The following is a 12,181-nucleotide window of genomic DNA, read 5'->3' as shown; positions in this document are numbered from 1 at the left end:
GGCGGTAACGGTCGTACGGGGTCTGCGGCGACGCGTGCGTGGCGTGTGCGTATGTGTGTGCGCGTGCGTCAGGAGCGTGGCGGGCCGGGGGTCAACTCGCCTCGGGCACCTGGAAGTTGTGCCGCCGGTGCCACTGGAGTCTGACCCGGGAGCCGCGCAGGGCGGCCACGTCCTCGGACGAGGTCTCCAGGTTCTGCTGAAGGGCGGTGAGCCGGCCACCGGCGTCGAGGTCGACGAGGAACCGGGTCGCGTCCCCCAGATAGACGACCTCCGCGACGGTGCCGGTCGCGCTCGCATGCTCCGGCTCGGCGGCGGCGGACTCCTTGAGCACGTGGATCTTCTCCGGGCGGATGCTGTACGTGGCCCGGTCCCCCACGACCTGCTCCGCAGCGTCGCCGGACAGCAGGTTCGAGGTGCCGACGAACCCCGCGACGAAGGGGGTGGCGGGACGCTCGTATATCTGGGCCGGGGTGCCGACCTGTTCGACGCGGCCCTGGTTGAAGACGGCGATGCGGTCGCTCATCGTCAGCGCCTCCTCCTGGTCGTGCGTGACGAAGACGAACGTGATGCCGATCTCGCGCTGGATCGCCTTGAGTTCGACCTGCATCTGCTCGCGGAGCTTGAGGTCGAGTGCGCCCAGCGGTTCGTCGAGGAGCAGCACCTTCGGGCGGCCGACGAGGGCGCGGGCCAGGGCCACGCGCTGACGCTGGCCGCCGGAGAGCTGGGAGGGCCGGCGCCCGCCGAAGCCTTCGAGCTGCACGCTCGCCAAGGCCTCCCTGGCCCGCGCGAGGCGCTCGGTCTTGGGCACCTTGCGGACCTTGAGGCTGTAGGCGACGTTCTGCTCCAGGGTCATGTGCGGGAACAGCGCGTAGTCCTGGAACACGGTGTGCACGTCGCGCTCGAAGGGGGCCCGGCGGGTGACGTCGGCGCCCGCGAGCTCGATGGTTCCGGCGGTCGGGGCCTCGAAGCCCGCGATCATCCGGAGCACCGTGGTCTTGCCCGAGCCGGACGGCCCCAGCATCGAGAAGAACTCGCCGTCCGCGATCTCCAGGTCGACCCCGGCCACGGCCTCCGTCCTGCCGAAGGACTTGCGCAGGCTCTGCAGCCGGATGGCCATTCCCTCCATGGGCGGGAACCTTTCTGGTGCTGTCGGGAGTTGACGGTAAACATATGAAGCCATAGTTCTAATTTCAAGGCCCCGCTAAGGTAAAGGCTGTGCCAAGTGGCAAGGTGGTGACCGTGAACCGAGACAAAACCGGCGTACGAAGAGCCGTCTTCACACCCGTCGACACGCTCGCCCGCGTGGACGCCGTGGTGCGGCGGCTCGGTGACGCCATCGACCTCGGGCTGCTCGCCGAGGGTGAGCAGCTGCCCGGCGAGAGCGACCTCGCCGCCCAGCTCGGCGTCTCCACCGTGACCCTGCGCGAGGCGCTCATGGCGCTGCGGCAGCGCGGCCTGGTCACCACCCGCAGGGGCCGCGGCGGGGGCAGTTTCGTGACCGTCCCCGACGGCCCCGCCGAGGACCGGCTCCTCGCCCGCCTCGCCGACTGGAGCACCGAGGAACTGCGCGATCTCGCCGACCACTGGGCCGCCGTCTCCGGCGCCGCCGCCCGTCTCGCGGCCCGGCGCACGGAGCCCGCCGATCTGAGGCAACTGCAGAGGTCTTTGGGAGAGTTGATGGACGCCAAGGACTCGGGAGCCCGCAGCCGCATCTACGGGCGCTTCCATGTCGAGCTGGCCGCCGCCGCCCAGTCCGCCCGTCTGACCAGGGAAGAAGTCACTCTGCAGACCGAAGTCGGGGCGCTGCTACGGCTCGTGCTGCACGACGACGGACTCCTCGCGGACGCCGCGGACCGTCACCGTGCCGTGATCTCGGCCGTGCATGATGGGGCGGACGACCGCGCCAGGGCCCTGGCCGAGGAATGCGTGCAGACCTCCATGGCGCGCCTGATCGAACTCCGCCTCGGCCCGGCCGGCGGCGCGAGCGGTCCCGGTCCGAAGGAGGCCCCCGATGGGCAGCAACCCCCGTCCCGCAAACGCCGGATCGGCGCTGCTTGACGACCGGCCGGCAGCCGAGGCGGCCGCCCGCGTCCGTGACGCGCTCGAAGGGGTCTTCGACGCCGTCGGCGCCACCGCCGTGGACATCGGGTCCGTGCTCTCCTCCGTCGCCGCGAAGGGCCGCCGCCCGGTCACGGACGACCTGACCGCGCTCCGCCCCGGGCTGCACACCCGGCTCGACCGCTACGGCCTGGTCTCGGGGATCGGCTTCGTCGCGGCGCCCGGCCTCCTCGACGACGTACCCGCGTGGCTGGAGTGGTGGCAGCGGACCGCGGACGGGGCCGTGCAGCCGCTGCTGCTCGACCTGGATCCGCAGCGCTCCGCATACTCGGACTACACCCACTGGGACTGGTTCACGCTCCCCCGCGACACCGGGCAGCGGGCCGTCGCGGGCCCCTACGTCGACTACCTCTGCTCCGACGAGTACAGCCTCACGCTCTCCGCGCCCGTGACGGTCGGAGGGCGCTTCATGGGGGTGGCCGCCGCCGACGTCTACCTGCGCCGCTTCGAGTCCGTCGTCATGCCGCTGCTCCAGCGCCTCCCGGGGCCCGCCCGTCTGGTGAACGCGCGCGGCCGCGTCGCCGCCTCCACGGACCCCCGCCACCTCGTCGGCTCCCTCAGCAAGGGCCCCGACTTCGCCGCGGTACTGGCCGGACCTGCGGAGGGCACGGACCACGACGGGCTGCGCCTGCTGCCCTGCGACGGCGTCCCGCTGATCCTGGCGACGGCGACGTCTTCCACCATGCGGCCGTAGACCCAAGTCCTGTTCCCTCAGGCACCACCCGGCGCGCGCACCGCCGCCGCGACGGCGCTGTAGGCGCGGCCGTCCACCACGTACTCACCCAGGGGCCGCATACCGAACCCGTCCACGTGGACGCGCCAGGAGGGCCGGTTCGTGGACTCGATGAACGCGACCACCGCGTCGGCCCGCGCCGCGGCCTCCTCGACGGCCATGGTGAACAGGCCGCGCGCCACCCCGCGCCCCCGGTAGGCCGCGTCGACGACCACGGGGCCGTAGAGCAGCCAGCGCACCTCGCTCAGCGGCCGGCCCTCCCAGCGCAGCGTGTCCTGCGCCGCGAGCAGGCCGACGACCGGTGGCGGCGGTGCGGGCAGTTCGTCGGGGCCGGAGAGGGCGAGCAGACCCGCCACCTGCCCGTCGTCGTCGGCGACCAGCAACGTCCCGGCGGCGGCCATGGCACGGAGTGCGGCGGCGTCGAAACCCCCTTGCACGAAGCCCTGTTCGTCCCGCTGACGTTCCGTCAGGGAGTCGCGGTGATTGGCGGCGAAGAGCGCGGCCATGGCGGGAGCGTCGGCCTCGTTCGCCCAGCGATAGATCATGGAACCGATCTTGACACGGCAGGCCCGGCACTCACGGCAGCGGCTATCCCAGGAACGAGGTCACCGTCTCCGTGAAGCGATCGGGGTCGTCGATCCACGGGAAGTGGCCCGCGCCTTCCTGGACGACCGGTTCGGCGTGCGGGAGCAGCTCCGCGACGGCGGCGGCGACCCGGGGCAGCGGGCCGCCGTCCCGCTCGCCCGCCAGGACCAGGACCCGCGCGTCCCACCCGGCCAGGGCGGCGCGGGCCACGGCGGGGTCGAAGGCTCCGGGGGACGCGTAGAGGTCCGCCGCCTGCTCGTTGGTCTGCTCGACCTCGCCGGCGGCGTGCGCCTCGGCGGCCGCGTCCCAGCGCCCGTAGAAGAACGGCACCGCCGCGTCGAAGTCGGCGTCGGTCGCGGTGCCGTCCCAGACCCGTCCGTACGCCTCACGCGCGGAGGCGAACCACGGTTCGTCCGCGCGCAGGGCGGCCGCTTCGAGTCGGTGCTCCGTGGTGAAGTCGACACCCAGGGCGCGTGCGCGGGCGGTGACCATCGTGAGGGTGCGGACGCGCCGGGGGTACCTGGCCGCGTAGAGCAGCGCGAGGTCACCGGCCGCCGAGTGCGCGAGCAGATCGATGCTCTCCAGGCCGAGTTGGACGCGGAGCGCCTCGACGTCGCCGACCTGCCGGTCGCAGCGGTACGTGGACGGGTCCGCCGGGACGTCGGAGTCGCCGGTGCCGCGCAGGTCGAGCAGCACAATGCGGCGCCGCTTCGAGAGCCCGCCGAGATCGCCGAGGTAGGCGGAGGCGCGCATGGGCCCGCCGGGCAGGCAGATGAGGGGCTCGCCCTCCCCCACGACGTGGTAGGCGAGCCGGGTGCCGTCGGGTGCGGTGAAGGCGGGCATGACGTCATCCTCGGGTCCGCGCGCCGATCATGGCAAGCGGATTGGCGACCGCTCGGCGGGGCCGGGAGTCACCGGCGGGGATCCGGTTCGGGTAGGCGCGTGAACTCCCGTACAGCTGAGGCGAGTTCAGTCGGCTGATCCAAGGGGACGAGGGTGTAGCTGTCCTCGATCTCGACCAGTCTCCCCTGCGGGAGGAGTTCGGCGAGGCGCCGCCCGTGGGCGAGCGGCATCACGCGGTCGTCGCGCGCCCAGACCACGAGCGCGGGCCGGTCGAACGCCGGCAGGCGCTCCGCCGCCCGGAGCAGGACGCGGGTGTCGGCGAAGACCGCGCGCAGCATCCGTACGGCATCGCGGCGGATCTCCGGCTGCCTGACGACCGGCCTCATCCACCGGCCGGTCGCGGCGCCGCCTCGTTTGGTCAGCCACCCGAACGCGACCGGCAGCCGCCGCACCGCGCCGATCCGCATCTGCTGCATGAACAGCCCGAACATCCGTGGCGACAGCTTCCCCGCGAGAGCGAGCGTCCTGCCGGTCAGCCCCGGCGGAAGGTTGTCGAACGCCTCGCACGAGACGAGCACCACGCGGCCCACGCGCCCGGCGGCGCCCTCGGAGATGACCAGTTGGACGAGCGCCCCGCCGGTGTCGTTGCCGACGAGGGTGACGTCGCGCAGGTCGAGACGGTCGAGGAACTCGACCACGAGGCGGGCGACCCCGGGCAGCGACAGATCGGCGTCGTCGCGCATCGCGCGACGGTGCGCGCCCAGGGGCAGCGTCGGCGCCACGCACCGGTGCTCGCCGGACAGTTCCGCGATCGGCCCGTCCCAGAGCGAGGCGTCCATCATCAGGCCGTGCAGGAAGACGGCCGTGGGGCCACCACTGCCCGCGTCCGCGTCCGCCCGCCCTCCCGTGTCCTCGTACTCGACGGTCCCTGCGGTCAGTTCGATCTCCCTCATGACCGGCTCCGGGCCGAAGGATCAGCGGTGACGGCGGCGCCATGGCCGGCGGGTGGCGTCTCGTCGGTCAAGTGGCGCTGCAGAAAGGCGAGTTCGGCCTCCACGGCCGGTTCGTGCGCGTCCATGAAGGGCGCGTAGTGCCCGCCCGGCAGGTGGACCACCTCTGCCTGCGGTGCTCGCCGCGCCGCGTCGACGGCCGGCCCCGGCAGGGCGGACCGGTCCTGGTCGCACACGACGACCAGCAGGGGACACCGCGCCTTGGACGCCTGGCGGCCCGGCCGGTAGAAGCTGAGGCTCAGCGCCGAGCGGGCGGCGACCTCCTGCTGCCAGTCCGGGTAGCGGATGCCCGGGTTGAGCGCCCGGTCCCCCTCGTTCCCGTCCGGCGTGGTGAGCATCGCCACGGTCCCGGGCGGACCGGCGAGCGGCATCAGCAAGGGCTTACGTCCGACGAGACCACCGGCGGCATCGAGGAGGCCCCTCAGGGTGAGCCGGAGCATTCCCCACGGCGTCTGATACGCCATCGCCCTGCGCGAGGCCACGGGGCCGTCGGCCAGCGGAGTCTGCGCGATCGCCGCCGCCAACTGCGGTGCGCGCGCCGCGACTTGGAAGATGTGACCGCCCGAGGCCGAGAACCCCCAGGCCGCGACACGTGCGGGGTCGACCTCAGGCAGGGCCGCGGCACAGGCGATCGCGGCCCGCCAGTCGGCGAGTTGCTCCTTGATGTCCAGGATCTGGCGCGGCGCGCCCCCGCTTTCACCGAAGCGCCGGTAGTCGAAGGCCAGGACGCTGAACCCGGCGGCGTGGAAGCGCGCCGCGAACGGGTCGGCGCCCGGCTCCTTGGTCACCCCGCCGCCGGGCGCCATGACCACGCAGGCACCGTTCGTCCCCGGGTGGTGCCACGCGGCGCATTCGGTGCCGCCACTGGGGAATCGGACTTTCTCCCGCTCCATGGACATCCGCATGACCGGCCTCCGAGTGGACCCGCGTGGATCCGAGTGGATGAGAAGCACCCTCACCAAAAGTGAACCACGTGGTTCACAAACTGTCCACGGACTCCGCCCACGGGGTCCGGCCGGATCGGGTGCCGCCCGGGCGCCGCGGTCACACCTCCGCGGCCTCCTCCCGCTCCAGCGCGCGGGCCAGCGCCTCGAACCCGGCGGCGACGCCCTCGGCGTCACCGCTGGTCCGCGCGTCCACCAGAAAGCCCCGGAGCGTGGCGAGGACCATCTCGGCGACCTCGAGCTTGCGACGGTCGGACCAGTGCCCGGGACACACGGACAGCAGCGTGGGCAGATACTGCTGCGACGCCTCGCGGCCCAGCGCCGCATGGCGGTCCGGGTCGTACATCGCCAGCCCGATGGCCTGGTCGAGCACGCGCGCCTCCGCACCCACGAGGATCGGCCAGACCGCGCGCACCCAGTCCGCCAGCGTCCTGCGGTTGTGGCCCTCGGTGGCGGCGGCGAGCGCCTTCGCGATGCGCCGCTCGCGCAGCTGGACGATCGCCTGCGTGAGCAGGTCGTCGGCCCCGTCGAAGTGGTACAGCAGCACCTTGTGCGTGGTGCCGGCCGCTCGCGCCGCGCGCCGGAGCGAGAAGTCCACGAGTCCGTTGACCTCGAGGTCATCGGTGACGAGGGCGAGGAGTTCCCGCCGCCGGGCTTCGCCGCGCGGCGACCCGGCCGACCGCCGGTATCCCGCCCGACCCGGTGAGCCGTCGTCGGCAGGGGTGTTCACATCGGCGGCTTCCATGGCCGGTCCTCCTCGCGCAGCGAACGCTCGGGCCGACCTTAGCCCTCGGGGGACGGACCATGATCAAGCTCAGCCGCAGGTCTCACTGGGGCCCTGGTCAGCGAGGGAGCGCCGCCACCGGTCGCGGGCGCCGCAGCAGCCACTGCCAGAAGCCGCGGCGGGGCGGCCCGGGCAGCCGTATCGCGATGCTGCCGCCGTGCACCTCACCCGCCATCTGGATGCGCAGCCTGACCGGTGTCGCAGGCTCGGGCCGCGCCTGTTGGCGCACGCTGCCGCTGCGTACGGTGACGTCGTCGACATCGGCGACGACGTCCGGCGGCACGAGCAGCGTCACCGACCCGCTGCGCACCGCGACCTCGATCTCCAGAGTGGGCGCCGCGATGACGGCCTGGGTGAAGTCGAGAACGACGGAACCGCTCTTCGACTCGATCTCCAGACGCCTCGGGACCACCCAGCCGCCGTCCCGCTTCGCGCTCGCGCTGTCGACGACGATCCGCGACACGTCTTTCGGAGCGGCGGCCGCGACCCCGGCGGCCCACGCGGGACCGGCCTCCGGCAGGTCGGCGAGCAGGGCCGCCAGCTCACCGTGGGTACGGGCCGTCAGCGCGGCCTCGAGCCGCTCGTCCAGCTCGTCCGCGGTCAGCCGGCCGTCACCGGCGGCCACGGTCAGCCGCTCCACGACCTGGTCGCGCTCCTCGTGCGACGCACGCAGTTCGCGGCGGTCTGGCACCATTTCACCGGGCATGGACGCACTCTAGTGGCGTGGCCGCCACCCGTGGAACCGGGCCCGAGCGGCCACCCGCGATCGGCCCGCCCCCGTCAGGAGTCCAGTACCGCCGCGACGCCCTCGATCTCCACGAGCTGGTCGTGGTACCCGAGCACCGTGACCCCCATCAACGTACTGGGGACGTCGTGGTCGCCGAACGCGTCACGCACCACCTCCCAAGCCGTCACCAGGTCCGCCTGGCGCGTGGACGCGACGAGGACGCGGGTGCTGATCACGTCGTCGAGGGTGGCGCCGGACTCGGCGAGCGCCGTCCGCATGTTCTCGACGGCCTTGGCCGCCTGTCCGGCGTAGTCGCCGACGGCAGCCGTCGAGCCGTCCTCGTTCAGCGGACAGGCCCCCGCGAGGAAGATCAGCCGCGCTTCGGCGGGAGCCGTCGCCGCGTAGGCGTACTCGGCGACGTCGGACAGCGAGGACGAGCGGATCAGCGAGACGGCGCGGGGCACGTGAATTCCCTCCGGAGCGGGCACGACGGGCGGTCATCCTCGCAGGGAACTTCGGCAGGCGCCCCTGAATTTCCCGGCGCGGGGGCGCACAGGTGGCGAACAGCCGCCGTCATCGTCACGCGAGGTGAAGAATGGACGAGAGGGGCAGACCACCCTCAGGACGGAGCCGGGCACCGTGGGGACGAGCGAGCACAGCGATGCCACCGAGCAGCGCTTCGACGCGGCGGACGCCGCGCCGGTGCTGCTCGACACGCACGGAGTGGTGTCCGGCTGGTCCGGCGGGGGCGAGCGGCTGCTGGGGTACGCGGCCGCCGAGGTGGTGGGCCGGAAAGTGGTCGAGCTCCTGATGCCCGAGGACGCGGCCCGTGTTCCCGCGCTCGCCGAGCAGTGCAGGCGGGGCGGCGGATGGTCGGGGATCCTGACGGCGAAACACCGCAACGGCCACCCGGTCCCCCTGATGGTGCGCGTAGTCGAGGCACAACTGTGCCCGGATCCCGAGCGCTGGATCGCGCTCGTGACGGACCTGGCGCGGGCGCCCGGATGGGAGATGAGCCGCTCCGTCCTGGAGCAGATGGCCACACGTTCCCCCCTGGGCATCGCCATCGTGGACACGGACCTGAGGTACGTGTGGTCGAACGACGCGCTGGCGCAGTTCGGCGGCGGTCCGCCGCAGGACCGTATCGGCCGCAGGCTGGCGGACATCCAGCCCGGGCTCGACTCCGAGCGGCTCGAGGCGAAGATGCGGCAGGTCCTCGAGACGGGGGAAGCGGTCGTGGGCTACGAGCAGGTGGGCCGCGTGCAGTCCGCGCCGCACCGCCAGTGCTGCCACGCCATGTCGTTCACTCGGCTCAACGACGGGAACGGGTACCCGCTGGGCGTGTACTACACGGCGATGGACATCACCGACCGCTATCTGGCCCGGCAGCGGCTCGCCCTCCTCGACCGGGCCGGTGAGCACATCGGCCGGAGTCTGGACGTCGTACGGACCGCGCAGGAACTGGCAGACGTGGCGGTGCCCGGCCTCGCGGACTTCGTCGCCGTGGATCTGCTGGAGTCGGTGCTCGCAGGGGCCGAGCCGACGCCGGGGCCGCCGAGCGACTCGGCGATGGTCACGCTGCGGCGCGCGGGCCACGGGTCGGTGCGGGACGGCGTCCCCGAGACCGTCATCCGCATCGGGGAGACGGCCCGCTACCGCCCGGAGTCACCCCCCGTCCGCGTCCTGACCAGCGGCGAGTCCTGGCACGAGGAGCAGCTCGACCCCCAGGCCGAGGACTGGGTCGCCACCGCCCCGGGCCACCCGGCGGCAACCCTCGTGGGGCTCGGGCTGCACTCGATGATGATCGTGCCGATCCGCTCGCGCGGCATCACGATGGGCGTCACCAGCTTCTTCCGGCGGGACCGCCCCGACCCGTTCGACGCGCAGGATCTGGCGCTCGCGGAGGAGTTCGTCGCCCGGGCCGCGATCTGCGTGGACAACGCCCGCCGCTACACACGCGAACGCGACGCCGCGCTGGTGCTTCAGCGGAGTCTGCTGCCGAGCCACCTGCCCGAGCAGGACGCGGTGGACGTCACCGCCTGCTACCGGCCCGCGGACGAGCTGACGGGCCTCGGCGGCGACTGGTTCGATGTCATCCCGCTGTCCGGCGCCAGGGTCGCCCTCGTCGTGGGTGACGTCCCCGGCCACGGCATCGACGGCGCCGCCGCCATGGGACGGCTGCGCACCGCTGTCCAGACGCTCGCCGATCTGGACCTGCCGCCGGAGGAGGTGCTGGCCCACCTCGACGACCTGGTCAGCAGGGGCGCGCGTGAGGAGGACGCCCGCAGCGCGATCCAGGCCGTCGGCTCCAGCTGTCTGTACGTGGTGTACGACCCGGTGAGCGGCCAGTGCGCCATGGCGAGCTCCGCGCATCCCCCGCCCGCGCTCGTCACCCCGGACGGCACGGTCTCCTTCCCCGACCTCCCGATCGGGCCGGCGCTCGGCACGGGTGGTCTGCCCTTCGAGGCGGCCGAGTTCTGCCTCGCCGAGGGCACCGTGCTCGCCCTGCACACCGACGGACTGCTCGCCGTCGACCCACGGGAACCCGGCCGCGAGCCCGAACTCGACGCGGGGAGGGAGCGCCTGCGCAATGCCCTGGAGCTGCGCGACCCCTCCCTCGACGGCCGCTGCGTGGCCGTCGTCGACGCGCTGGTGCCCGCGCGCCCGAACGACGACGTGGCCCTGCTGATGGCCCGCACCCACCGCCTGGGCGCCGGGCAGGTCGCCTCGTGGGACCTGGAGAGCGACCCGGCGGTCGTCGCCGAGGCACGCAAGAAGGTCACCCGGCAGCTGTCCGAATGGGGGCTCGACGAACTCGCCTACACCACGGAACTCGTCGTCAGCGAACTCGTCACCAACGCGATCCGGTACGCCTCCGGGCCGATCCGGCTGCGTCTGATCGTCGAACGGGCGCTGATCTGCGAGGTGTCCGACGCGGGCGCCAGCGCTCCGCATCTGCGTCACCCCCGCACCACCGACGAGGGCGGGCGCGGCCTGTTTCTCGTCTCCCAGTTCTCCCAGCGCTGGGGAGCGCGCTACACCCTCGACGGGAAAGTCATCTGGGCCGAACAGTCCCTCACCGAGCAGACGGACGAACCGCTCTCCGATACGGACGAACCGGCCGCCGGGACCGACGGACCGCCCCCGGAGACCACGCGCTGAAGCAGCGCCGCGCCGGCGCATCGCCGGGAACGTCGGTCGGCGAAGAGGTCGCCCGATCGCCGACGGCGGGGCGTAGATATGCAGTTGACGTTCGGCGATGCGCACGATTTCCTGCTGCGATGACTGATCTCCGCATTGAGAAGGTGCAGGGCGACGCCCTGATCGAGGACTGGCGTCACGTCCACAACCTGATCATCCCGGCCGACCCGCTGTCCCTCGACGACGTGCGCGAGCGGGTGGGGCGCAACCATCTGGAAGTCGCCTTTCTCGGCGACACCCTCGTGGGCTGCACGACGGTGCGCCCTCCGACGGACGACACCGCCACGGCCACGGTGATCGCCCGCGTGCTCCCCGGCCACCGCCGGCAGGGCTTCGGCGAAGTGCTCTACCGGCACGGCCTGGAGCACGCGCGCACCCTGGACGCCGCCGTGATCGAGACGGTCATCCTGGCGTCCAACGTGGCCGGGGTGCGGTTCGCGGAGAAGCACGGGTTCGTGGAAGTGGAGCGATACGTGCTGCCGGAGGACCCCGCCCTCTGGTTCACGATGCGACTCGCCGAGGACGGGCTCACCTGAGTATTCGTCTATCTTGGCGCGTATGCAGTCCTACACAATCGGCCAGGCCGCCCGGCTCCTGGGCGTGAGCCCGGACACCGCACGCCGATGGGCCGATGCGGGCAGAGTGGCCACCCATCGTGACGCGGGCGGGCGGCGGCTCATCGACGGCAGCGACCTGGCCACCCTCTCGGTCGAGGTCGCCAGGACCGGCGGCGAGGACGACATCTCGTACACCTCCGCGCGCAACGCCTTCCCGGGCATCGTCACCGCCGTGAAGCTGGGTGACGTGGCGGCCCAGGTGGAGATCCAGGCGGGCCCTCACCGGCTGGTGTCGCTGCTCACGCGTGAGGCCGTGGAGGAGCTGGGACTTGAGGTGGGCGCGGAGGCCACCGCCCGCGTGAAGTCGACGAACGTGCACATCGACCGCGCCTGACGTCTGCGGGCGGCGGCCGCCTCATCAGCCTCAGGAGTCACCGGTCGCCGTGAACTAGGAGTGCGCGCCCGCGCCGGCCGGCGCACCGCCCTCGCGGACAGCGAGGATCCGGAGATGTGCGGGGTCATGCCGTGATGCGGCATCGTCCGCCAGGGGTGGTCCGCCGGCGCGGGCTGCGGGTACCGGACATCGCCCGCGTATCCCGCCAACCGGCCGCTGCGCAGGGCCCGGTCGCGCGTCCCGCACGCCCGCCTCGCGCGCCACCTTCAAGAGCGCCTCGGCCAG

The 12,181-nt window shown here is 72.8% G+C and carries 13 protein-coding genes and 1 pseudogene; 5 read left to right on the top strand and 9 right to left on the bottom strand.

The window, feature by feature from the left end; all coding sequences use genetic code 11:
* Positions 1 to 91: 91 nt before the first annotated feature.
* A complete protein-coding gene (locus OHA58_RS35320) occupies positions 92 to 1,126 on the bottom strand; it encodes an ABC transporter ATP-binding protein (RefSeq protein WP_405483776.1) in 1,035 nt (344 codons plus the stop codon).
* A gap of 107 nt (positions 1,127 to 1,233) precedes the next feature.
* Between OHA58_RS35320 and OHA58_RS35315 the strand changes: the two genes are divergently transcribed.
* Together OHA58_RS35315 and OHA58_RS35310 are read left to right on the top strand one after the other, a co-directional pair.
* Positions 1,234 to 2,058 (top strand): FadR/GntR family transcriptional regulator, encoded by an 825-nt coding sequence (locus OHA58_RS35315; protein WP_405485341.1) that lies wholly within the window; start codon positions 1,234 to 1,236, stop codon positions 2,056 to 2,058.
* A complete protein-coding gene (locus OHA58_RS35310; RefSeq protein WP_405483775.1) occupies positions 2,012 to 2,812 on the top strand; it encodes a cache domain-containing protein in 801 nt (266 codons plus the stop codon). Before OHA58_RS35315 ends, OHA58_RS35310 begins: the two co-directional genes overlap by 47 nt.
* Before the next feature lie 17 nt (positions 2,813 to 2,829).
* Here the strand turns inward: OHA58_RS35310 and OHA58_RS35305 are convergent, their stop codons facing one another.
* From OHA58_RS35305 to OHA58_RS35275, 7 genes are all read right to left on the bottom strand, one after another.
* Positions 2,830 to 3,396: a GNAT family N-acetyltransferase gene (locus OHA58_RS35305; protein WP_405483774.1), complete on the bottom strand. Its 567-nt coding sequence runs from the start codon at positions 3,394 to 3,396 to the stop codon at positions 2,830 to 2,832.
* A 43-nt stretch (positions 3,397 to 3,439) separates the two neighbouring features.
* On the bottom strand, positions 3,440 to 4,279 hold the full coding sequence (locus tag OHA58_RS35300) for an alpha/beta fold hydrolase (protein ID WP_405483773.1): 840 nt from the start codon (positions 4,277 to 4,279) through the stop codon (positions 3,440 to 3,442).
* Between the two features lie 68 nt (positions 4,280 to 4,347).
* A complete protein-coding gene (locus OHA58_RS35295) occupies positions 4,348 to 5,232 on the bottom strand; it encodes an alpha/beta fold hydrolase (RefSeq protein ID WP_405483772.1) in 885 nt (294 codons plus the stop codon).
* Entirely contained in the window at positions 5,229 to 6,194 is a 966-nt protein-coding gene (locus OHA58_RS35290) for an alpha/beta hydrolase (protein WP_405483771.1), read from the bottom strand. Before OHA58_RS35290 ends, OHA58_RS35295 begins: the two co-directional genes overlap by 4 nt.
* 139 nt (positions 6,195 to 6,333) lie before the next feature.
* A complete protein-coding gene (locus OHA58_RS35285) occupies positions 6,334 to 6,978 on the bottom strand; it encodes a TetR/AcrR family transcriptional regulator (RefSeq protein WP_405483770.1) in 645 nt (214 codons plus the stop codon).
* Positions 6,979 to 7,075: 97 nt separating this feature from the next.
* Positions 7,076 to 7,723, bottom strand: a complete 648-nt coding sequence (locus tag OHA58_RS35280; protein WP_405483769.1) for a DUF1707 domain-containing protein — start codon at positions 7,721 to 7,723, stop codon at positions 7,076 to 7,078.
* A 74-nt stretch (positions 7,724 to 7,797) separates the two neighbouring features.
* Positions 7,798 to 8,208: a RidA family protein gene (locus OHA58_RS35275; protein WP_227300224.1), complete on the bottom strand. Its 411-nt coding sequence runs from the start codon at positions 8,206 to 8,208 to the stop codon at positions 7,798 to 7,800.
* A gap of 175 nt (positions 8,209 to 8,383) precedes the next feature.
* On the opposite strand from OHA58_RS35275, the gene OHA58_RS35270 reads away from it, so the two are divergent.
* The 3 genes from OHA58_RS35270 (at position 8,384) to OHA58_RS35260 (ending at position 11,896) form a co-directional block, all read left to right on the top strand.
* On the top strand, positions 8,384 to 10,906 hold the full coding sequence (locus OHA58_RS35270) for a SpoIIE family protein phosphatase (RefSeq protein WP_405485339.1): 2,523 nt from the start codon (positions 8,384 to 8,386) through the stop codon (positions 10,904 to 10,906).
* A 119-nt stretch (positions 10,907 to 11,025) separates the two neighbouring features.
* Entirely contained in the window at positions 11,026 to 11,481 is a 456-nt protein-coding gene (locus OHA58_RS35265) for a GNAT family N-acetyltransferase (protein ID WP_405483768.1), read from the top strand.
* A 22-nt stretch (positions 11,482 to 11,503) separates the two neighbouring features.
* A complete protein-coding gene (locus tag OHA58_RS35260) occupies positions 11,504 to 11,896 on the top strand; it encodes a molybdopterin-binding protein (protein WP_405483767.1) in 393 nt (130 codons plus the stop codon).
* A gap of 86 nt (positions 11,897 to 11,982) precedes the next feature.
* Here OHA58_RS35260 and OHA58_RS35255 read toward each other — a convergent pair.
* Positions 11,983 to 12,126, bottom strand: a pseudogene (locus OHA58_RS35255) (NAD(P)-dependent oxidoreductase); the annotation flags it as partial.
* Between the last annotated feature and the right edge of the window lie 55 nt (positions 12,127 to 12,181).

The sequence above is a fragment of the Streptomyces sp. NBC_00009 genome (assembly GCF_045040855.1).
GTDB lineage: Bacteria > Actinomycetota > Actinomycetes > Streptomycetales > Streptomycetaceae > Streptomyces > Streptomyces aureus.
Note: the sequence above shows the minus strand (reverse complement) of the source record. Positions and strands in the feature narration are given on the sequence as shown.

Bases quoted from the DNA above. Each gene is read 5' to 3' on its own strand.
- OHA58_RS35295 (WP_405483772.1), bottom strand. From the start codon at position 5,232: ATGAGGGAGATCGAACTGACCGCAGGGACCGTCGAGTACGAGGACACG.
- OHA58_RS35300 (WP_405483773.1), bottom strand. From the start codon at position 4,279: ATGCCCGCCTTCACCGCACCCGACGGCACCCGGCTCGCCTACCACGTC.
- OHA58_RS35320 (WP_405483776.1), bottom strand. From the start codon at position 1,126: ATGGAGGGAATGGCCATCCGGCTGCAGAGCCTGCGCAAGTCCTTCGGC.
- OHA58_RS35260 (WP_405483767.1), top strand. From the start codon at position 11,504: ATGCAGTCCTACACAATCGGCCAGGCCGCCCGGCTCCTGGGCGTGAGC.
- OHA58_RS35285 (WP_405483770.1), bottom strand. From the start codon at position 6,978: ATGGAAGCCGCCGATGTGAACACCCCTGCCGACGACGGCTCACCGGGT.
- OHA58_RS35290 (WP_405483771.1), bottom strand. From the start codon at position 6,194: ATGCGGATGTCCATGGAGCGGGAGAAAGTCCGATTCCCCAGTGGCGGC.
- OHA58_RS35265 (WP_405483768.1), top strand. From the start codon at position 11,026: ATGACTGATCTCCGCATTGAGAAGGTGCAGGGCGACGCCCTGATCGAG.
- OHA58_RS35280 (WP_405483769.1), bottom strand. From the start codon at position 7,723: ATGCCCGGTGAAATGGTGCCAGACCGCCGCGAACTGCGTGCGTCGCAC.
- OHA58_RS35305 (WP_405483774.1), bottom strand. From the start codon at position 3,396: ATGATCTATCGCTGGGCGAACGAGGCCGACGCTCCCGCCATGGCCGCG.
- OHA58_RS35310 (WP_405483775.1), top strand. From the start codon at position 2,012: ATGGGCAGCAACCCCCGTCCCGCAAACGCCGGATCGGCGCTGCTTGAC.